The 21,092-nt window shown below is 43.7% G+C and carries 18 protein-coding genes; 3 read left to right on the plus strand and 15 right to left on the minus strand.

Annotation, left to right across the window (positions count from 1 at the left end; translation table 11 throughout):
• Positions 1 to 101 precede the first annotated feature (101 nt).
• Entirely contained in the window at positions 102 to 1,172 is a 1,071-nt protein-coding gene (locus FLM53_RS17835; RefSeq protein WP_176680016.1) for an AraC family transcriptional regulator, read from the plus strand.
• Here FLM53_RS17835 and FLM53_RS17840 read toward each other — a convergent pair.
• From FLM53_RS17840 to FLM53_RS17870, 7 genes are all read right to left on the minus strand, one after another.
• Positions 1,164 to 2,207: an alpha/beta fold hydrolase gene (locus tag FLM53_RS17840; protein WP_176680015.1), complete on the minus strand. Its 1,044-nt coding sequence runs from the start codon at positions 2,205 to 2,207 to the stop codon at positions 1,164 to 1,166. The two genes, FLM53_RS17835 and FLM53_RS17840, sit on opposite strands and share 9 nt — an antisense overlap.
• A gap of 124 nt (positions 2,208 to 2,331) precedes the next feature.
• A complete protein-coding gene (locus FLM53_RS17845; RefSeq protein WP_176680089.1) occupies positions 2,332 to 3,492 on the minus strand; it encodes a multidrug effflux MFS transporter in 1,161 nt (386 codons plus the stop codon).
• 241 nt (positions 3,493 to 3,733) lie between these two features.
• Positions 3,734 to 4,645: a LysR family transcriptional regulator gene (locus FLM53_RS17850; protein WP_176680014.1), complete on the minus strand. Its 912-nt coding sequence runs from the start codon at positions 4,643 to 4,645 to the stop codon at positions 3,734 to 3,736.
• A 161-nt stretch (positions 4,646 to 4,806) separates the two neighbouring features.
• Positions 4,807 to 6,168: a DUF1254 domain-containing protein gene (locus FLM53_RS17855; protein ID WP_176680013.1), complete on the minus strand. Its 1,362-nt coding sequence runs from the start codon at positions 6,166 to 6,168 to the stop codon at positions 4,807 to 4,809.
• 180 nt (positions 6,169 to 6,348) lie between these two features.
• Complete coding sequence (locus FLM53_RS17860; protein ID WP_176680012.1) at positions 6,349 to 7,128, minus strand: hypothetical protein; 780 nt, start codon at positions 7,126 to 7,128, stop codon at positions 6,349 to 6,351.
• 314 nt (positions 7,129 to 7,442) lie between these two features.
• Positions 7,443 to 7,823 (minus strand): hypothetical protein, encoded by a 381-nt coding sequence (locus FLM53_RS17865; RefSeq protein WP_176680011.1) that lies wholly within the window; start codon positions 7,821 to 7,823, stop codon positions 7,443 to 7,445.
• 213 nt (positions 7,824 to 8,036) lie between these two features.
• A complete protein-coding gene (locus tag FLM53_RS17870; RefSeq protein WP_176680010.1) occupies positions 8,037 to 9,749 on the minus strand; it encodes an RluA family pseudouridine synthase in 1,713 nt (570 codons plus the stop codon).
• Positions 9,750 to 10,054: 305 nt separating this feature from the next.
• Here FLM53_RS17870 and FLM53_RS17875 point away from each other — a divergent pair, with 305 nt between their 5' ends.
• Positions 10,055 to 10,507: an NUDIX pyrophosphatase gene (locus FLM53_RS17875; protein ID WP_176680009.1), complete on the plus strand. Its 453-nt coding sequence runs from the start codon at positions 10,055 to 10,057 to the stop codon at positions 10,505 to 10,507.
• Positions 10,508 to 10,524: 17 nt separating this feature from the next.
• On the opposite strand, the gene FLM53_RS17880 is transcribed toward FLM53_RS17875, so the two are convergent.
• The 6 genes from FLM53_RS17880 to FLM53_RS17905 all read right to left on the minus strand — a co-directional run bounded on the left by FLM53_RS17880 (position 10,525) and on the right by FLM53_RS17905 (position 15,035).
• Positions 10,525 to 10,962 carry a bifunctional diaminohydroxyphosphoribosylaminopyrimidine deaminase/5-amino-6-(5-phosphoribosylamino)uracil reductase RibD gene (locus tag FLM53_RS17880; RefSeq protein ID WP_176680008.1) on the minus strand — a complete coding sequence of 146 codons (438 nt, stop codon included), beginning with the start codon at positions 10,960 to 10,962 and terminating at the stop codon, positions 10,525 to 10,527.
• 172 nt (positions 10,963 to 11,134) lie between these two features.
• Entirely contained in the window at positions 11,135 to 11,689 is a 555-nt protein-coding gene (locus FLM53_RS17885; protein WP_176680007.1) for a nucleotidyltransferase family protein, read from the minus strand.
• On the minus strand, positions 11,686 to 11,976 hold the full coding sequence (locus FLM53_RS17890; RefSeq protein WP_176680006.1) for a putative quinol monooxygenase: 291 nt from the start codon (positions 11,974 to 11,976) through the stop codon (positions 11,686 to 11,688). The genes FLM53_RS17885 and FLM53_RS17890 overlap by 4 nt, the downstream gene beginning before the upstream one ends.
• 979 nt (positions 11,977 to 12,955) lie before the next feature.
• Entirely contained in the window at positions 12,956 to 13,813 is an 858-nt protein-coding gene (locus tag FLM53_RS17895; RefSeq protein WP_176680005.1) for a hypothetical protein, read from the minus strand.
• The gene (locus tag FLM53_RS17900; RefSeq protein ID WP_176680004.1) at positions 13,813 to 14,667 is read right to left on the minus strand and encodes an ABC transporter ATP-binding protein; all 855 of its coding nucleotides are present in this window, start codon (positions 14,665 to 14,667) and stop codon (positions 13,813 to 13,815) included. The genes FLM53_RS17895 and FLM53_RS17900 overlap by 1 nt, the downstream gene beginning before the upstream one ends.
• Positions 14,664 to 15,035 (minus strand): GntR family transcriptional regulator, encoded by a 372-nt coding sequence (locus FLM53_RS17905; protein ID WP_176680003.1) that lies wholly within the window; start codon positions 15,033 to 15,035, stop codon positions 14,664 to 14,666. The genes FLM53_RS17900 and FLM53_RS17905 overlap by 4 nt, the downstream gene beginning before the upstream one ends.
• A gap of 156 nt (positions 15,036 to 15,191) precedes the next feature.
• On the opposite strand from FLM53_RS17905, the gene FLM53_RS17910 reads away from it, so the two are divergent.
• Positions 15,192 to 17,726 carry an EAL domain-containing protein gene (locus FLM53_RS17910; RefSeq protein WP_176680002.1) on the plus strand — a complete coding sequence of 845 codons (2,535 nt, stop codon included), beginning with the start codon at positions 15,192 to 15,194 and terminating at the stop codon, positions 17,724 to 17,726.
• A gap of 57 nt (positions 17,727 to 17,783) precedes the next feature.
• Here FLM53_RS17910 and FLM53_RS17915 read toward each other — a convergent pair whose 3' ends face one another.
• Positions 17,784 to 19,526, minus strand: coding sequence for an EAL domain-containing protein (locus FLM53_RS17915; RefSeq protein ID WP_176680001.1), 1,743 nt, complete (start codon positions 19,524 to 19,526; stop codon positions 17,784 to 17,786).
• A 1,005-nt stretch (positions 19,527 to 20,531) separates the two neighbouring features.
• Positions 20,532 to 21,062, minus strand: a complete 531-nt coding sequence (locus FLM53_RS17920; protein ID WP_176680000.1) for a hypothetical protein — start codon at positions 21,060 to 21,062, stop codon at positions 20,532 to 20,534.
• Positions 21,063 to 21,092: the final 30 nt, after the last annotated feature.

A 21,092-nucleotide genomic window follows, 5' to 3' on the forward strand; every position in this document is an offset into this window, starting at 1 on the left:
AATGGGAGCCTTTATTACATATGGTGAATGGATTACCATGAGTTCAAGTTGTCATCGATATCTATCGTGGCTATGTACTCAGTTATTAACATGGACTTTTAATGCTCGCCATTCCCTTACCATTTGTCGCTGCGTTGCTGTTATTCATCACTGGCGCGCTACTTAGATATCGTTACCCACAAAACAGTCAAAAGCTATTCTGGTTTATCATTCTATGCGCGTTAATGGTTACGGTGGTGGGGTTGCGATGGACGGTAGATGTTGCGTTGTTTCGCTTCTTACAACCCATTCTAGGAGCCAGTGTTCCAGTGGCGGCTTGGCTCTGCTTTGCGGGGGCTCATCGAAGTAAACCAAATACACATTTGCATTGGATAGGCCCTGTTGTTGTTCTGGTTAGTTCATTCTTGTATCAGCATATCTGGGTTGGAACCATTGATGTATTACTGATTTCGCTATACCTCGGCTATGGCAGTTTGCTGTTGAAATCATCGTTCACTATGCCGGAACAGGTAAGGCTAACTGATGTATCGAAAGTCTTAATTGCAGAGCGGGTTGCAGGCGGAATGCTACTGTTTTCCGCTTTGGTCGATGGTGTACTCTCTTACGATATCTTGTTGCTGGATTCGCAACACACCAACTTAATCCTATCGATTGGCTATCTGGTTCTTATTCCAGCCATTGTGTCCGCTGTGATTGTTGTCAGTATTAGTATGCCTGTCGAAGAAAAAAACCAGCAAGCGAAGGCTTTATCTTCCATGTCACAACGCTCGCCAGAAGAGGCCGGCACATCGACCACACTAGCGATCAGCTTAGATGAAGACCAAGCTGAAGAAACTGCTCAGATCATGGCCAAGTTCGATGCATTAATGAGGGAGCATGAAGTATTCAAGGATCCTGATTTGTCTCTCAATAGGCTAGCGAGAAAGTTAGGCATTCCAGCTCGAAAAATATCATCGGCGGTTAACAAAACTCATAACGAAAACATTTCGAAGGTGATTAACACTTATCGGGTTGAGCACGCTAAGACTCTCCTAAAGCAAACTGATGAAGCGATAACTGAGATCTTCCTCAGTTCAGGCTTTCAGACCAAGTCTAATTTCAATCGTGAGTTTTCGAGAATCACTGGGCAAACTCCGAGTGAGTTTCGAAGTTCACCACAAATGTCAGATTGAGTTTGCTTGTTGTTCTGTTTGTTGGTTCAGAAAGCCAACAATGTCATTCAACATCAATTGATGTAGTTCACTGCGTGAAGCCCCTAAGCCGTCTTTGCAAATAATACCATCGCCTGGCACTTCTTCATTAAGAATTGGTATAGCACCTGGTTTACAGTCTTGAATGAAGCTGAAATGGGTGGCGTTTTCATAGACCTTGTAACGTCTTAAGTTCAGTGGCATGTGCTCGGCAATATAGCCAGACTCTAGTGCCTGAGGAAGATCTCCTATATCGCTCCCAGCTGCCAGTATTAAAGTTGGCACTGTAATGCCATTTAAGCTGCCGACTGAAAAGCTACGAGCAAGCCCTAAATCAAGGCTGACCACACGTTGAATTCTTGGATCTGAAAGATCTTTATTGTTTGGTTTTTTAGCTTGGACTTTGGATAGCCCTAACTCTTCAGAAAGCCCACAAGTTCTCGGATTGTTATATGTCTTACATTCTGATTCAAACGTTGCTCTATCTATTTTCGCTCCCGCCAATTGCATCACAGTCCAACCACCCAATGAATGCCCTATAGCGGTAATATTGTCGGCGTTAGCAGACTGCTTCCACGAGGTATCGGATAACAAGTAGTCCAGCATGCGTGACACATCTCGTGGTCTTTCCCACCATTTAGCTGCTTGCTTGGGAGATTGGTCGAAAGAGGTGGTTCCCGGATGATCAGCGGCTGCTACGATGTAGCCACGACTCGCAAGTTTGGTCGCCAACCAGTTTTGGTTTCGCCAATTTCCTCGATAGCCATGCGATAAAAGCACCACAGGAAAATTACCTGATTGAACCTCCCCATCCTTTATGATTTGTGTACCGATGAAGGCGGGGTTATCACCAATCAAGATTGTGTCGGAAACATCTTGTGTGGGATACCAAATAGCCGTGTTTAGCGAGCGATTAGGATCGTCAGTTAAGGTGACTTGAGTGAATCCGACATCGAACGCGACGGCAGAATTGCAAAGAAGAAGTAGGGGGATGAACAGTAAATGTGTCCAATTCATAGTGTTAACTCCAATTGAGGTGATTGGAGTTAATATGCGCTAAGGCTAGGTATCACGAGACCTCAAACACGATCGAGGACGCCCTAAATCGTGTTTAAGTACAAAATTAGATACTGGAACAACCTTAATTCAGCTTCGTCGTCACATACTCTTTGTTTCTCACCATTAGCCACATTAAGCCGCCTAGGGTGCCGACGGATAATTGGATGAAGCCAAGGTTTTCGATCAGCGAGTCTGGGCGGATTGAAACTAAGACCATGCCTAGTGAGCCACAGATCATGCTAAAGAATTGAATCAGTGCAACTGCAGAGCCAGTGTCGTGGTCTTGTTGGTTCAGCATCAAGTTAGTGCCGGGCACTCGCATGATGATGGCCATTAAAGTGGCAGGGGCTGCGATGAAAGCAAAGAACCAAGGTGACAAGCCACCAACAGTCAGCGTGAAGATTCCGGCGATCGCCAGTAGAGCAAAACACCCGGTAATGACCTTTTGAACTGGCATTCGATAGGACAACTTCATATAAATGGTTGGCCCGAATGAGGCGCACAATGCGTTGAATGCGAACGCGTAGCTGAACTGTTGTTCGGTGAGTCCGAAGTCATTGATGTAGATGTAAGATCCGGCAGCCAGAAAGCCCATCAGCGCCATTGGTGTGATAGAGAAAATAACCAGTAGCTTGACGAACGAGCGGTTTTTCATGACCACGCCCATTCTTCCCCATGAACGGAACATAGAACCTTGGTACTTGGTTTCTAGCGTCTCTCGATAGCAGAACGCTAATACTGAGGCGAACGCACCAAAAATCGCGAGAGTGACGAACATCATTCTCCACGATGCGATTTTCAGTAGGAAGGCACCAAATACAGGCGCGACCATTGGCGCGATGATCACCAGTGACATGATAGTCGCCATGATCTTTTCACGTTCTCGACCCTCATAAAGATCTTTCACAATGGCGGTGGCGATAACCGTAATGGCACTGCCTGCAAACGCTTGGAAGACGCGAGCGCCAATCAATTGTTCGATGCTGTTGGTCATTGCGCATATCACGCTCGCGACCATATAGCTTGCTAAGCCAATCAATAGGATAGGCTTACGGCCAAATTTTTCACTCAGCGGTCCCCAGAACAACAGGCCTACAGCATAAGTCACGAAGTAGCTGCTTAGGGTTAGGTTAACCATGGATTGATCGGTATTGAACACCTCAACCATTTGCGGAAGTGCTGGCAAATACAGGTCGATGGTCAATGGAGGAAACGCACTGATGATGACGAGGAAAAATAGCATACCGGTCTTACCCAGTACTGGTTGTGGTTTCTTCAAGGTCTCTCCCCGTTATCCAAGAAAAGATTTCTAATGGATGTGATGTTGTGTTTCAGAAGGCGTAGGCACGTCAGACATGAAGGATAGATTCGCTAAAGAAGGTGGCGAAAGTCTCTGGGATATTGTCTGACTGCTCAATTGTATTACAAAACATTATCACTCTTATAGCTAATGAATTCAATCAGCTAGTTGTGATAGTCGTGATTTATGCATTCTCAGCTTTGATGGCTTTTCGTAACAAGCTCTCTAGCCATTTAGTAATCGGGTCTGAAGTGTATTGGTTAGAATAAAATAAACCTATATCACCAGTGGGTGTGTCTAAGTTTTTATCTAAAGGGACTGCAACAAATCGCTCGTCAAACTGCTTGGCAGCCAAAGAAGAGCAGAAGAACACCATATCTGATTCTAGGATTGTTTTGAGGATGATGCTGATATGGCGACACCGTAGGTGTACATTCATTTCTAGGCCATTTTGTTTGAACACACGTTCCGCTTTGGGCGCATCATCGTTCCAGTCTTTCATGATATGAAAGGCGAAAGATTGCGATTTTATATCCTCAAAGGTTATGTAATCAAGTTGACTGAGAGGGTGGTCGGTACGGCAAACAAGAACAAAGTCGTCTTTTCCTACCTTACGTTGAATGAAGCTTTTTGGTAACTCAATAGGGAAGTAATTGACTCCAATTCTTGTTTCCTTCTTGTCGAGCGAGTCAGGCGTCGAACTTTCCCAATCTTCGATTGTTAATTCAACCTTAGGTGCTTGCTGTGAAAGAAGCTGGATGAAAGGTGGTACGAGCCATTCAGCAATGGAGGCATTCATCGCGACAGTGAGCTTCTCTTTACAAGTCGCTGGAATAAATTCTTTGGGTGCAAAGAGTGAGTTGGTTTGAGACATCAGATGCGGAACTTCATGCGCCAATTCTTCACCTCGAACCGTTAGTTCCAATTTTTGACCATTACGTACGAGTATTTCATCTCCTATCAACTCTCGTAGTTTGAGTAATGACCGACTGATAGCAGACTGACTAGTATTGAGTTCTTTAGCTGCTAATGTTGTGCTTTTTACTTTCAATAAAGTTTGCAGCGTAAAGAGTAAGTTCAAGTCAATTTTTGCCATACATAAATCCCATCAAAAATTAGGTATATTTGTGCTTAAAAGTGCATTCAGACTAACACAATACGAAATGGTAGGTTTCATGAGTCAAATGCTAAGCCACCATAGAAAAGTACCCTCTCTATGGTGGCGGTGAATTAATTGTAAATTAGGTCAGTGATAAATTATTTTTTTATTCGAGTGAATGGCGTTGCTTTCCACTCATCATTTTTTACTTTATCGCCCGGAGTATACATTCGAAGTACCGCGTACCATCCGTGGTCTGGAATCGGTAAGAAGTTTTCGTTATCTGCTTGGCCTTCCGTATTTGAGCTCATGAAAATGGTATACGTGCCATCAGCATTGGGAGTGAGAGTACGGTCGCCGCGAGAGTGACGGTTCATGTCATTCTTTTCCATGAACCGCGTCTCAGCACTGTAAGCTGTGTATGACCAAAATCCGCCTTTTTCGATGTCAGGTGCTTCAAAAGTCACCGTATAATCGTATTTGCTACCATCAAGAGGATCCCCTTGGCTGTCGACATAGTCGGCACCATACATTGTATGTTCAGCAGGTAGCCCCCATTGACCCATGTAAGTACCAAAGGCGTGCTGGAAGCTTGGCACTGCAGTCATTTCTTCACGAGTACCCAGAATGTCGCGAGAGTCATCGAAACCTGCGTTACTAATGTGATCAAGTCCTTGTTGTCGTGCAAGCTCAATCATGTTTTGTTCTTGGTCAGTAAAGGTAGTGCCAACTGGCGCGCCTAGTTTGAGCTTAGCGAAGTCGCTCAATAGTTTTGCGTCATGATCACGCATGGTGCCTTCCGCTAGAACGAAATTTGTTCGTTCAACCCAGTTGGTAGTTTCTGGATTAGGGTAGTTACGCTCTATCTGTTTTGGGCCTTTTTGTCCTAGGAACTCAGAGAGAGTACGAATGGTCCAGTGGTCCATTAGCGCTTGGGCTTTCGCGGAATCATCGCCACCTAAATCCATAATTCGGCCCATCATTTTCACCAAAGGATGCTCTACGTATATCACTTGATCAACACTCGCGGGCACATCACCTTGCCAACCTTCAACGGCATACATGAAAGTGCCGCCTTTCGTTCCTCTTTGTGGAGAGCCGAACGCAGAGTCAGTAAAATGCTGCATGTTCATAGTATGGAACAACCAGTAACGATTCTCGTCATGATCAGGGATTGTAATGATCACTGGTTCAGCGGCTAAATCCATCCAACCCATTAGATGCAAGGTGTCATTATTGATGGTTGGATGAGAGGTATAAGTATCATCAGCCAGAACTCGAATATTCTGGAATCGGTTCAGTGGGTAATCTGCTTCGACGACTGTTTCGTAAAAGTATTTGTATGCTTCATCAATGCTATACGCGTATTCATAAGCAAGTTGCTCAAGTTTTTGTTTGTCGTGTTGTTGAATAGCAGCGTTTGCTTGGATTACTCGTATTGTGTCTGATGGACTGTTTGCCATGGCAGGCGCAATTAATAGAGCGTTGGTTAAAGCAATTACGATTAAAGATTTTTTCATTCTCTTGACTCTCGTTGTTGTGATTTTGGAAGAGTACATGTTCTATTATTTGCTATAAATGGTGTTTATTGGGTTTAATTGATATCAAAATTGATATTAATTTAGGCAAACGAATGAATCATGTACTGGCATTTACGGTGTTATTTTGAATTAACGAAAACCGGTTTGTGTCGCAAAGTATTAGAGTTGGTAGTTGAACTCTATACGCTGGTCACCATCAGAAAAGTCGGTGTTTTCAGTCCAGTTTGCGTAGTAACGAACATTAAAGCGGGATGTAAATTGATAAGAAATAGCGAGTTCGTGAGTGAATACACTGTCTGAATTTTCCATTCCATATTGAGTAAACTCGTCAGAACCTGACAATGTTGTCATCCACATTGGGTTGTAGTTGATCCAAATATTATCTGTGACTTCAAATTTGGTGTAAGTACCCACTACCGCAAATGTGCCTGGGAAACCATAACCACCGACAGCATCGCCATTTTCGTCAAAGCTATTACTAAATGCTGTACCGACACCAGCCAGTGGGTATAGATTGAGTCGCCCCAATTTCGGTAAAGCTTGAATGAAACTGTAGGAAGCTGTACCTGATTCGCTATTAAAATCGTAATTAAGATCAATTTGATTAGCGCGACCATTGGTCGTGTTCACTGAGAAATTACGATAGCGAACAGAGTCAATAGAGTCGTTGACTGGGTGTTGGTCGTTGTCCGCCCAGCCAAAAGTTTCACCTCCAATACCTTTAATCTCGAACACGTTCATACCGGCTTGGTTGTCCTTACCGGTATCGTAGGTTTGGCCAATTTTTAGGTTAAGACCTTTGTCAGTGATCCCTCCGCCCACTTGGGTAAATACCGCCAACGGGTCCGACATATCTTCAACGGCGTTGTTGTCATCGGCGAAGACATTGATGGAATACATCAGAGGAATGGTGAATAAAAGGTAAGCGTTTTTTTTCATAGTAGACCTATCGTCATACACCACATTGAGTAAACCGAAGTGGCTACGTTGTGGCTGAATTAGTGGATGACAAGAGGTTAACGATTCTTGGTTTTTGGTTCTATATTATTGATTGAATAGGGTTTATATCGAATTTGGTATGAATTTAAGGGGGAGATGGATAGGTTAGATAAGTACGTGTTTCCGATGCGATTTCTTGTTTTATCCGACAGGTTTAATTAATGGTCAGTTGTACCAATAATTTGTTCGGATAAAACAAAAAGCGGTCAAATCGAGCTTTTACATGAAGTAAAAGTAGGTATGAGAGTTACTCGTTACCTCTTTCTTGGGCGCTTTTCTACCAAGCCGTTGCGTTCTAAACCGCGTCTTACGCTGCTGCACAGTTTACCAAAACGACGCAGTTCTTCGAAGTTTGGTCCTTGGCCGATTGAAATACTGTGTTCCCAGTACATTAGTTCACTGTCGACCATCTCTAGCAATTTCTTTGAGCAGCCAGAGCAGTTACCTTTTGGGCCACAGATAAACGTCTCTGACTCGTAAAGAGGGAGTTCGTTTTTCACTTCTTCGATGAGATTCAACATCGCCGAGTTTAAGTCTGGCTTCTTGTTGGGAAGTGGTTTCAAGCATAGTGCTTGAGGCGCGATCATTGAAGGGGTTTGTGTGTTGGATTGTACATTCAAAGCAGCTGATGACATATCAAAGGCCTCAAGGAAAGAAGAAGAGGGGCATCCTACTCTTCACAAGAACGTGAACCTTGATGTAGTGCAATAAGCGAGGAGATATATCCGAAAGAGGTAGGGGAAATAAGGGATTGAGAATGATGGGGAGTGACAAAGGGGAGCCAAAAACGGCGTGGCTCCCTCTATTAAAGCTTACTATTAACTAGAGCCTACTATTAACGAGAACCCTTAGAATTCAGCGTCGAACTGGAATTCCATCCATTCTTTGGTGACTGGGTGATGCAGCGCAAGCCTTTCAGCGTGCAGGTGAAGACGGTCAGCTTTGTTGCCATATAAGCCGTCACCAACGATAGGCATGTTAAGCCCTTCTTCGTGTGAACAGTGAACGCGCAATTGGTGTGTACGACCAGTTTTCGGGTGCAGATAAACCTTGGTCGTTTCTTGGTTACGCTCAATCACTTCCCACTTGGTTTCAGCAGGTTTGCCGTGTTCGAAGCAGACAATCTGACGAGGACGATCGTACAAATCGCCACGCAATGGTAAGCGAACATAACCTTCATCCTCAGCCAGAACGCCTTCAATCATCGCTACATATCGCTTCTCTACTTCACGAGTAATGAACTGCTTCTGCAAGCTTTTGTTCGCACGTCGTGTTAGAGCAAATATCAGAATGCCAGAAGTCGCCATGTCTAAGCGGTGAATCACAAATGGCCCTTCAACATCAGGATGCATTTCTTGAACGCGAGTATAGGCCGAATCTTTGATGGTTTTGCCTGGTACGGATAGAAAACCGGCTGGCTTGTGTACCACAACGATGTGATCGTCTTGGAACAAGATATTGAGGTCTTTACCTTCTGCTGGGTTTTCTAGCAATGGGTTAGGATCGACTTCTAGACCTTTCATCATGTGGCCAAGGATCGGCACACACTTACTCTGACAAGAAGCGTAGTATTTCTTGTGCTTACGGATTTCAGACTTCGGTGAACGACCCCACCAAAATTCAGCCAGTGCCAGTGGCGTATAGCCATTCAGATACGCATATTGCAGAAGTTTTGGCGCAGCGCATTCGCCAGAACCTGCTGGTGGAATCTTGTTTGGCGTATTTTCAAAGATCTGGTTAAGGTCTTCGACATTACCTTCCGCATTTTGGAAAGCGTATTGTGAAAACAACTTGTGTTGAAGCTGATGAGAGATGTGTGCTCTTTGCTCTTTGAGCTCAGCTAATTGAGTCGTAAACACGTCAACTTTGCCTTGAAGCTCATTCAGAGTTTTTTCCCAGTTGAGCTTAAGGTACTTCTGCTGATTCTTGTCGGCAACACTGGCTTTGTTTAGCTCATTATTTAGCTGTTCGAAAGCTTGCTCATTAAGGTTTTCTTTACCTTGTTCACGTTGTTCTTTACGCGTTTTACGACCTTCAATAATCAACAAGCGTTGCGCTTCGATCTCTCGTTCTGCCTGTGCTTTCTGTTGTGCTAACTGCTCACACAATTCGAGATATTCAGTGTTCACTTGCAGCGCTTTAAATTTCGCATTCACAGCCATCATGTCGGCCGTGTCTTGATGGAAAAAACTGTCGCTGCTCAACATATCAAATACCGGTGGCACAAAATGGGGCAGCAGGTTTTGGTCGGCGATTTTCCCAGAGAAAGCAGAGAAGTACCCCAGCTCACCTTCTGGGCTTCTTACTAACAACACACCAAACATCTTGCCGCGACCTGCATCAGAATCGAGTCCGAAGTCATGTTGCCAATCGATTTGAGTTTCTAAGTATTGTTGAAGCTGATGCGAGGCGATTTCACACAAAGGGTGCGGTTCATAATAGAACGGGAAGGTGAAACGCTCAGGTAACGAATATGACTCGATCGGCTGTTGAAAACGAGTGAAGCAATGCTCAGGTGTGTGGCTGTTTTCTGAGTCGTGCGTTGGTTTTGATGAGTGCATATTGTCGTCTTACTTCATGGTGATAAATGGCTGTGGAACTATGGTGTATGCTTTGATAGCTTAAACACAGTACAAGGCGGCGATTCTACTCTTTATCGAAATGCGCCTCAAATAAGATTCGCTCAATGACTGGGTACCAAGGCTGTTCTTGAACATATAAGGTTTATTCTTTGGCACAAAACTTCAGCAGTTGCGCTCGATAGCTATAAATTGATGAGTGGCCTCTCGTTTTTAATCATAGAAGACAACTTCGCAAACGAAGGGTGGTAGCCTTGCCGCCCTCTTGTTCAACCTAAGGTAACGTTATGATTCCACTCAATACTTCGATTGTATCCGGTGTCGCAATTTCTGAGATCGACGGACAAACGAAAATGCTATTAATGAAGCGTGTGAAAGGCGAGTTTTGGTGCCATGTTGCAGGCTCGATTGAAGCAGGTGAAACAGGCTGGCAGGCTATTGTTCGTGAGTTTGAAGAAGAGACAAAAATTCAAGTGGAAGCCTTGTATAACGCGCAGTTTCTGGAGCAGTTTTACGAGGCGCACGTGAACGTGATTGAGCTAATCCCAGTGTTTGCAGTTGTATGTCCGCCCAACCAAGCGATTGAACTGAATGACGAACACACAGAGTACCGCTGGTGCGATTTAGAGGAAGCGAAAGCGCTCGCGCCATTCCCTAACCAGCATGCCGTCTACGATCATATTTGGTCGTATTTTGTTGATAAGCCAGTCAATCCGCTTTACCGAGTGAAACTGAACTAGCATTGGCTGTTTAACAGTTAAGACTTACCAAGATACGGGGTTAAAAAGGCGCTCACTTGCACTTGGCATAGCCCTATATCCACTTTCACTCCGTGCGACTCGAGTATCGCTACACCACGACCATTATTGCGCGGGTCAGGGTCTAGCATGGCAACGACGACGTGTTTTACACCTGCTTTGACCAATGTATTGGCGCAAGCGGGTGTTCTGCCAACAAAAGAGCAAGGCTCTAAAGTTACGTAAGCGGTAACGCCTTCCATTGTTCCATCCGTTTTGTCGTCATATCTATTCAGTGCTTCGACCTCGGCATGATTTCCACCGACCTTTTGTGTGTACCCAACCGACACCACCTTATCGTTTTTCACCAAAACACAGCCTACTGGCGGGTTTGGTTGGCAATCAGGTAGGGCTTGGCGCGAAGCTTCGAGAGCTTGCAACATGTATTGTTGGTTCATGGTCGTTACTCTGTATGACGAGAGGGCGCAGCAGTTAGTGGCCGTGCGCGTTTGATGAGCTAACAAGCTAACAAGTGGAGCATATTCGATCTGATTGGACTTTGAGTCAATGGTTTTAGCTTTGAGTTCGACGGCCAGTTAACTGGTGCCAATGACTGGCTTTGGTTATTCGCTAACTGTTTCCAACCGTTAACTTGGGCCAGTGAGCTAACCAGTTTTTAGATTGAACTCGTTGGTCAAACACATCTCTGTTGCGATTGGGGTTCGGCGTGATCTTCAAATCAAACAAACTCTCTAAACCAAAAGCCGAGATACACTCGATCTCTCCATCGCAGTTTTGTTTTACGGCGATCGCCGTCTCTTTTTCAGGCCAATAACTCATTGCATCTAATGAGCTTTGGTAAGGCTTGTCGTTGTTTCTAATGTGCATGTTGGCTTGATTACGAACTTGCCAGTTGAGTTCAGGTAACCTCTCTTGAAGCTGGGCTTCGAATCTAATAGCCGATTCGTAAGAGGTATCACCACGATCAAAGTAGATCACATCAATGTCATTGAGTGGTGTAGGGGCGTCAAAACCATGTAGGTGATCCCAGATTCGATTCCTCACAAAGCCAGCGGCGACATAGCATTGTGGTAAATCCAGTTCAGAGACACACTCCAATACTTGCATTCGCAAGGAATCTTGTTTGATCAATGTGATGATGCGATCGGCTAAGGGTTCTGTCATTGTGGTGTGGTCACGTCGGTGACTTGATAATGACGAGTTACGTTCTTTGAGATCTTACCCCATTCAGAAGCTTTGACGCGTTGCTGGTGGGCTTCGAACGCATCACGGCTCGTGAACTCCTCGTAAACTTCAAAGCGATTAGGTTGAAGTGTGCTTTGACTGACTCGAAACACGATACAGCCGGGTTCTGACAGCGTAAGTTCTTTATGAACAACCAACGCTTGTGTGACCGCTTCTAGGTCGGTGTCAGGCACAAGAATATGCCCTTGTAGAATGACTTTACTCATTATTACGTCCATTTAATTTTGCCCATTACTCGCTTTTTCCATTAAAAGCGTCGTCCGTTACAAACATAATCCCATTTTGAGTTTGTGTCGTATAGGCTAATGTGAATAAAAAATGGTCAATACAGCTGGAGCTAAAGTTACACCGTAACTTTAATTGCTGAAGGTGATAAATTAATAGGTAGGAAAGGTAAGTTATTGGGAACTTAATCTGCGTTGGTCCGGTCTATTAAACAGGTATCATTGAACTGTATTGGTACTGAAATGAATTTGTCATCTGAGATAACTAATCTTAATTTCGAACAACGGCTCATCGGATTAAATTGAGCCATAGTTGATATCTAGGTCATACTTTGATGTAAATGGTACTTAAAACCCTATATGTTTTGTGATTTGTATCATTGATCTGGCCGTCAAACACCGTTAGATTCGAATGGTTGGCAATAAAAAATAGCTCAAGAAGAGCAGTTAAAGAAAAGGAAATATCTCTTATGAAAAAAATGAGAAGAGCACAGCTTCATCGCGTTCGTATCCAATACTGGAAAGACACGTCAAAAGAAGCTTCAAAGAAATAAGCTTTTTATCTAAACCTATAAAGTTACAAAACTGAAAGCGAAAAGGCTTTCAAACAAAGCCCTCAACTGGGTATGTAAAACGCAACAAACCGATTTCAATAGCACTCTCAAGGACCTTCATCTGGTCGGCGACTAAAGAAATCATCCCCAAAGAGCTGGCAGGCATTACCAACAATGCAATTCAATGTCAGCTCATTAATCCCCTCTCTTGCTATCTTTACTTCACCTAATTCTTACGAACCAAAATCAACTCGCACCCGCGACTAAATCTTTTTTGCTATTCAAATCATTGAAACGTATTACCCCTCAAAGAAAGTGCCACCCAATAAAAAAGCTCCCGATTTCTCAGAAGCTTTGATTTAGATTTTGTGTGTGGTGATGAGCTTTGGGGCTCAGGCGCGATGACTCTAGCGTTGGAACAGCGTCTTCAAGCTCACATCGTCGGTTCTGTTCAGTTTCAGGCTTAGCAGGTAACCACCAATGCCGAGCAGTACGTAAATAGTTAAAGACAGAGTCGAAACTTCTGAAAGTGCACTGAAAGGGTTGCTTGTCGTCAGCACTTTCATCGGCAGTGAAGCGATGACAGAAAAGAAGTCATTGATGCCATAGAAACCGAATAGTGCGATAGCCAACCATTTAATGGCAAAGCTAGAGACAAAGATGACAAGCAACGGAGAGTTAACCAGTTGCGAAATTGCCAGAGTCATCGTTGCCAATGGCAATAGAACTAGCGCAACCAGCAACATGCGACCAAAGAACACCACCCAATTGCTGAGTACGTAGAATAACGACTGCTGCTCAACTAACAGTGCCAATGGTTGTTCACTTGATAGGTTCAGAATCCAGAACAGAACGTCAGCAAATAGAACCAATAGCGCACAGATAGCAGGGATCACCACTAAACCGAAACCTAGCTTCACGGCGTGAGTCATGGCATTCGATACAGGCATACTTCTCCAAAACATCGAACTGCCTTCTTGGCGTTCTTTACGCAATGTTTTAGGGATGTAAAGCGTCGAAAGCAACAGTGAAATTAGGCCCGCGCCAAAGTAGATCACTGAATTGAGATCTCGTGAGAAGTCTCTGTGCATGCTGCTTACGTTGCCGTTAACCTCCATTTGGAAGAAAAAGTCATGTTGCGCTTGACCACTAAAGAACAAGCTAACGAACAGCAAGAAACCACACAATCCGATAAACAGAGGCAGTCGAGTGTTAATTTTATGCTCGATAAGTTCTTTTTCTAGCATGTAAAAACTTGGGTGCATTATGCCTTCTCCGTCTGTGTTGCAAGGAATAGGTCTGCGAGACCAACGTTGTAGATGTTACCCAATGATTCAACCTGTTCTTTGTACTGACTTTCCAATAACCACTTAGTTGTTCCCAGCCCCGGTTGTGAGGTCAGTGGATTGAGCTTCTGGATCTCACTAGAGTGGTTGTTTGCCACATCGATAATGAAGTAGTCGTTCTCGATCTCTTCCATGCTCTTTTGCATCACACAGTGACCTTGTTTCAGAATCAACACATCCGTTAATAGGTGTTCGATCTCTGAAACTTCATGACTGGCGATGATCATCGCACGGTCACCGTCGTGAAACCACTCTAGAAGATGGCGATAAAAAGTATCGCGGTAGAGTAGATCTAGACCCAACGTTGGCTCATCTAAGATCAAGACTTGAGTATCGGTTGCGATGATGATCGCAAGGTGAAGTTGAACCTTCATCCCTTTAGAAAGCTGCTTGATCGTTGAAGAGATCTTAATGTTGGTGCTGCTTAGCGTCTGTTCGGCTTTTTGCTTATTGAAGCTTGGGTGAACGCCCTCTGTGTAGCGAAGCAGTTGTTTCACTGTCATCCACTCTGGCAATACGTTCACATCTGAAATGTAAGATAGGTGCTGCATGAGCTCAGCATGCTGGTGGATAGGGTGGTATCCATTGACCTCAATCTCACCTTGATAGTTGTGTCCACCAAGCAGCGACTTAATCAATGTCGATTTACCCGCACCATTGTGGCCAAGTAACCCAAGCACTTGCCCCGGCTTTAACTCAAAGCTGATGTTCTCGACACCCACTTGATTCGAATAGGTTTTGGTTACGTTTTTCACGGAAAGTAAAGTACTCATGACTTGTCCTTGATGTGTTGTGCTAGCTGTTTCACGAGTTCTTCGACACTCATATCAATGATGCCTAGCGTCTCAGCGATGGCTGGGATCTGTGTGTTAATGAAAGTTTGGTGTGCCGACTCTTTCAACTTTTGCAGTGCGCCTTCGGCCACATACATGCCTTGACCGCGCTTTTTCTCTACCAAGCCTTCATCCACCAGTAACTGGTAGCTTTTCATGACAGTAAGGTGGTTGATTTTGAGATCGGCAGCAACGGCACGCACAGAGGGCAATGCTTGCTGCTCTAACCAAACACCTTGAAGAATTTGGTCACTGATCTTGGTAGCAAGCTGCCTAAAGATCGGTTGGTCGTCTTTCCATTCGGTCATAATCAAAACTGCATGGTGATATACATATGTATAACACTAACCTTTTTATTCGAATTGGCAAGGGTTTTATAGAAATAGATAGAATATTTTTATAGTTGGATGTTCAGTAAAAACAATGTCATTATATAGCACTCCGTACTGTGGTGTTGAATTCGTATGTTGCACATTAATGACAAAAAACTGGTTTGGTTTACCAAGTATTTGCCAATCACCATCATCATCTTTTCTGCGATCATATTGAATGTGGCGATGTTCACGAGCGTAGACCACAAGGTTAAGGCGTTGGTTAATCTCATCAGAACGGATTACATTGCAGCGCAAATGGAATCGATTGAGACCCAGGTGTTGCAGGTATCTCAGCAAATCACGCACACCCAGCGCCTTATTGAATCTGAGACAAAAAAGACAATCACTCGTCGCTTAGACAGAGCCTATACCGCCGCTCGAAATATCTACTCATCGAATCAACACCTGCCACAAGAAGAACTCAAGTTACTCATTCTTAATGAGATTAGAAAGCTGAGCTATGCCAAGGAAAAGGGCTATATCTATGCTTATGACATGCAAGGTAATCTGTTAGTCCATCCACTGTATCCTGAACTTGAAAACACAAACCAGCTGGAAGAGACCGACATCCGTGGCGTGCCTGTCATCAAAGAGCAAATCGACCTTTTGAAAGCGACCGATGGGGCTTATTCTCGCTATTTTGCTCCTCGTCCTGGGTTTGATGGGCAGGATTTCGAAAAGCCTCATCTCGGTAGCGACCATTTCGAAAAGCTCAGCTATATCCGCCGTTTTGAGCCGTTTGATTGGTATTTCGGCACAGGTGTTTCGATTGAAGATGTTAAGCGCACGAGTTACCAACGAATCCTTGAGATCCTGTCGACAGTGACGATTGGCGACAATGGGTACCTATTTGTTTTTGAGAAGAACGGCAACAGCTTGCTTCATGCGAACCAGATTCATGCGGGGCGAGAGCTCAATGTGTATGACCTCATTGGAGATGACTTCAAACAGGATGTTCTGGCTCAAGCTGAGACAGGCGGGTTTGTCGACTACATGGCGGAAGATAAACAGGGCGTGATAGGCCCCAAAAGCAGCTACGTACAGAATGTCGGTGAGTGGGATTGGATTGTCGGAACGGGAATTTACCTGAATAACGTCAATGCCTCGATAGAGAAGCGAAAGGATGAGTTATTAGCTGAGTCTCGCAACGAATTCGGGCTCGTTCTCGTTATGAGCGTGCTCGTTTCCCTAGCGTGCATTTTTATCAGCGCTCTGGTTGGCCGAAGGATCTCAATACGTTTTGCTCAAATGGAACAGCGAATTTCCGATGACTTCAACCGAATTCAAAATAGCCGCCGCCGTCTTCAACATATGGCAAGACACGACTCCTTAACCGCTCTTCCAAACCGCTCAGAACTCGAACTGCAAGTCAGCCGAGCTATCGCGCATTCAAAACTTGAAGGCAAGCTGGTGGCATTAGTGTTTGTTGATTTGGATAACTTCAAACGCATCAACGACCAATATGGTCACGCGAGCGGCGATGAACTGTTGAAGCAGATAGGTCAGCGCTTCGAGCGTATCTTGGGCTCTAACGATATCGTGTCACGTTTCGGCGGCGATGAGTTTGTTTTCTGTCTACCGGGTATTCACGACCTTGTGGAAGCGGAAAACAAGGTTAAACAAATCCAAGATGTGTTCGAGCCATCGTTTGATCTGCATGGTTCTTCTGTTTCTGCGCAATGTTCTGCGGGTGTGTCTATGTATCCTTATGATGGAACAGAGGTGGAAGAGTTGCTAACCAAAGCCGATATTGTGTTGTATAAGGCGAAGGAGCTGAACAAAGGCGATGCGGTTTTCTATGACGATGTGATCAATCAGAAAGTGAAGTATGACTTTTCTATTGAAGAACAGTTAGAAACAGCCTTAGACAAGGGCGAGTTCAGTGTGCTGTATCAACCTCAAGTGGATTCTCATACCGAGCAACTAAAAGGGGTAGAGGCGCTGTGTCGTTGGCACAATAGTGTCCTTGGTTTTGTGTCTCCGCTGGATTTTATTCCAGCAGCAGAACGAGTCGGTAAGATTCACGAGATTGGCGAGTTTGTGTTAAGAAAAGCGTGTGAAGACACTTTGAGCTTAATGCCAAACGGACCAGAAGCGGTATGTGTTTCCGTGAATGTGTCACCAAAACAAGTCTTTGAACTTGGCTTCGATGACAAGGTGATTGGTCTCGTTGAAGAAGTGGGCATCTCCCCTTGTCGAGTTACTCTGGAACTGACGGAAAACATCCTCATCAAAGACCTACACATTGTTGAGCCGATATTGAGAAGGCTTCGTGAATATGGGTTTGGCATCTCGCTCGATGATTTTGGTACGGGCTTTTCATCGCTGAATTACCTCAATACGTTGCCGATCACCGAGATCAAGATCGATCGCTCTTTCGTTGACAAGCTCAACTCCAGTCAACACAGTGAAACCTTGGTTAAAGCGATCATTGATATTGGTGCGTCTTGCCAAATGAAAGTCGTCGCGGAAGGGGTCGAGACCCCGGAGCAGATGGCGAAGTTGCAGCAATACCATTGTGATTTATTACAAGGTTACTACTTCGATAAGCCACTCTCTGCTCAAGGGTTGGTTGATGCTTATTTTCCTGTAAACTCTGAAAGTCTTGCGTTAAGTAACGCCTAATCCAATTGATGCCTTAGCGTTCACAGGTGCTTTGCTAGGATTAAGCACTCAAAGGCGCTAGTTTGTCGTGTTTTGAGGTCGGCTATATAGGTAACCTTGATGCAGGTTGTAGCCCAACTGACACAAGATATATTGTTGCCTGCGCGTTTCGACACCCTCGTAAATCATCGTGATGTTGGATAAGCGTCCGATCTCTGAGATGTTAAGCAGCACGCCTTGATGGTGCTCTCCTGATTCGATGTCTTTAACAAAACAACGATCCAGCTTCAGATAGGTTGGCGAGATAATACCGATGATCTCGATATTGTTATTGCCTGTACCAAAGTCATCCAATGCAATGGTGATCCCCAGCTTTTTGATCGCCTTGATGTTGTCTATTACCTCGCAGCCATAACCAATGTTTGAGTATTCAGTTATCTCAACCACAAATTCATTCGCTTCCATCGCATCCAAATGCACTTTAAGTTTTGAAAAGTTATTCCCAACTAAAGCACTTGGGCAGACGTTGACACCGTAGATCTCATGACTATTGTTTAACTTGGCGTTTCTGACCGTTTCGATAAGTAAAATCGTATGAAACGTCAGTAGGTTGGTGCGTCTCATGGTGTCGATGAAGCTCAAAACGCCGACATTACGCACCCTAGATAGCAACTCGTAGTACAAAACGGTGTTGTCTTCTGTGTTGATGATTGGCTCTTCTTCAAACGAGATGTGTTTCCAGCGATACAGGTAAATAAAGAAACCTAAAATATATGAGCGATAAAGTAGGGTGGCGAGCAGCAGTGAGAGTGAAACCCACAGTGCAACGATATCGTCACTGTAGAAAGTGATTGAGGCACCGCTCGGTAGCTCAGAAGTATAAATCGGCTGACTGTTATCGCCGAGGTTGAGAATGTAATAGCCATTCTTTTGTATAGAGACCGAATCAACCAGCAGAGGCAACAGTGAGTTTCTGTAACGTGCCTCGATGGAACCTTTGGAAATACGAACCGTCAGATCGATATCATTTTCAGGGTCACTGAAACGCGAATAAGTGAAGTCGCCACTGTCGTAGAAGTCATCAATCTTATCGAGTTCCACATACTGTGAGCGACTTTTGGATATATAACACGAGCCATGAGGGGTGGTCATGACGACCGAGTCGAGGTTGAGTGAATGCCTTAATGAATGCACAGCCCCAGGGCTATCACAGCCGTAATCCATTACCTCTTCTGCAATATGTTTGGTGTTCCGACTGTATTCGTCTGCAATTTTCGTTGTATAAAGGATTTGGAAAAAGTAGACAACGAACAAGAAGAATGACGTCGCAGTGAAGACGGTTATCAAAGCCCTGATCAACTCCTTGTGATAGGTGTTGAACATCAGCTTGAGCATCTCTACCTGACTGGGTTTGAACTGGTTGATGTTGTCTTTGGGCGCTATGCGGTTTTCTGAGCTCTTATCGAGATCAATAAAATAGCCAACCTTATAAAGGTTAGAAATGAGTTCACTATTATTATCAACCTCGGCTTCTTCACACAAGTTTCGATATTTCTTTCTTATAGACGCGATAATATTCTTTAATGCGTACAAACTGAACTCTTCATCAAAATGCGATTTAAAAGACTCTTCAACATCTCTAGCGGATTGAGGGTTAGAAATTGAAGCATTCTCAATTAAATATTTGAAGACAAAACTCTCTTTACTATTAAGAGTTTCCTCTGATATCTTATTACTGTCTCTTTTGATATATATTTTTTCTTCATTATAGATTAGTTGCAAGCTCTCATTATTGTTATTTATATTGAAAGAACAGTGCATAGCTCAACTCCTAAGCGATAGTTATTATATTTGTGTGATTGATATGTGATGGCTGGGATTGTCATTCAACCCAAGAGTCCGTTCTAAATAACATAACTAAAATGTCACCATTTCCTCTTAAGATGTTGATACTAATCGCAGAATCTGGGCTGTAATGAAAGGTTATAGAGATGTTCACCCAAAACTTGAATTTATAAATGAAAGCCGATGTTTTACAAGAGACAAGGGGGATTTATCCATTTGTTTTGGTATTTATCCATTTGTAAGCCTCTATATCAGCAGTTTTAACCATAGCTTTAGTGATTGCTAATGTAGTTGCGCGTGGTATTTGTGGTGGTTATTGATGAGGCTGATTTATCAGGTTTTTTCAGGATAAAATTTAATTACAGTGAAATAGGTAATATTAATATCATTTAATTGAGGCGTTATATTTCTTTATTTAATGAAATTATTAATTGATACTAATATCAGTAGTGGTTTTGTCGGGGTTTTATGAATAGGCTTTATCAATTAATGTAATGTTATTAAAATCTTGATTTTTAATTTTAACTAAGAAGGGTGCAACTCAAAGCGTTAGGACGATTGAACTGTGATGTTGATTCCATGATTAAGCTGTTTTTGGTTAGTGTTTGTGCTCTATTTTGTTGAGAGATATTTCAATTTGATATGAGTAAGGTTTTTATAATGCCTGTGTCACTGGAGAAGCCTTACTATATTAACGATTTTCTTCAATAAACATTCTTTTTGAGTGAGTTATAACCAGAAGCAAAAGTGGCTTTTGATTAATTAATACGCACCATCAAACATAGTTCTAAGTAAATCGGTTTTGCTTTATATACAGGGTTGAAAAAAGCCCCTAATTAGACGGGCTAATAGGAGCTTTCGGCAGCTTTCTTTTGAAGACTTTCTTGTGACGCCTTTTGTTTTAAACGTTCCTTTGGCAGCTTTTCTTTCTACCGCTTTTTTGACAAGGAACGGAAGGCTAAAGACTAAACGCCAAAGAGGCTAGAAGTTGAAGCTTGCGGTAACGCGCACTACGTCTTCTTCAAATGGTTTTGTGCTAGTTGGGCTATCTGGCACCATTGCTGAATCATTGATCTTACCGTAATCCACCGTTAGGCCTATCATGCGCCAGTTCACCGTTGTACCTATTGAACCATAGACGTTATCGATATTGAGGCCGTTAAGTGAAGCATCGTCAAACTCCACATCTGCATTTAGATAGTTGATACCAATCTTAGGAATGATATCGACCTCGGCGATTTCAAACTTATAACCGATGTTGGAGTACAGGCCCCATGCATCTTGTGAGTTTGGTTCACTTAGATCTACCGCTTCTGTACCCAATGAGAAACCACCACCGACAACGATATTGTTCGACAGTTCTTTACTGTAGCCGAAGGTCGCCAGTTCTTGATTGCCGATGAAAGTGACACCAGCTTCGATAGAGTTATCGCGGTCTTTTGCGAATGCAGACAATGGGATACATACCGTTGCGATAACGATGGCTGGTAAAACGAAGGTTTTCTTTTTCATGATTCTCTTTCTCATTTTTCAGGATGGAAA

Origin of the sequence: Vibrio sp. Scap24 (assembly GCF_013394185.1) — a bacterium.
GTDB classification, from domain to species: Bacteria; Pseudomonadota; Gammaproteobacteria; order Enterobacterales; family Vibrionaceae; genus Vibrio; species Vibrio pomeroyi.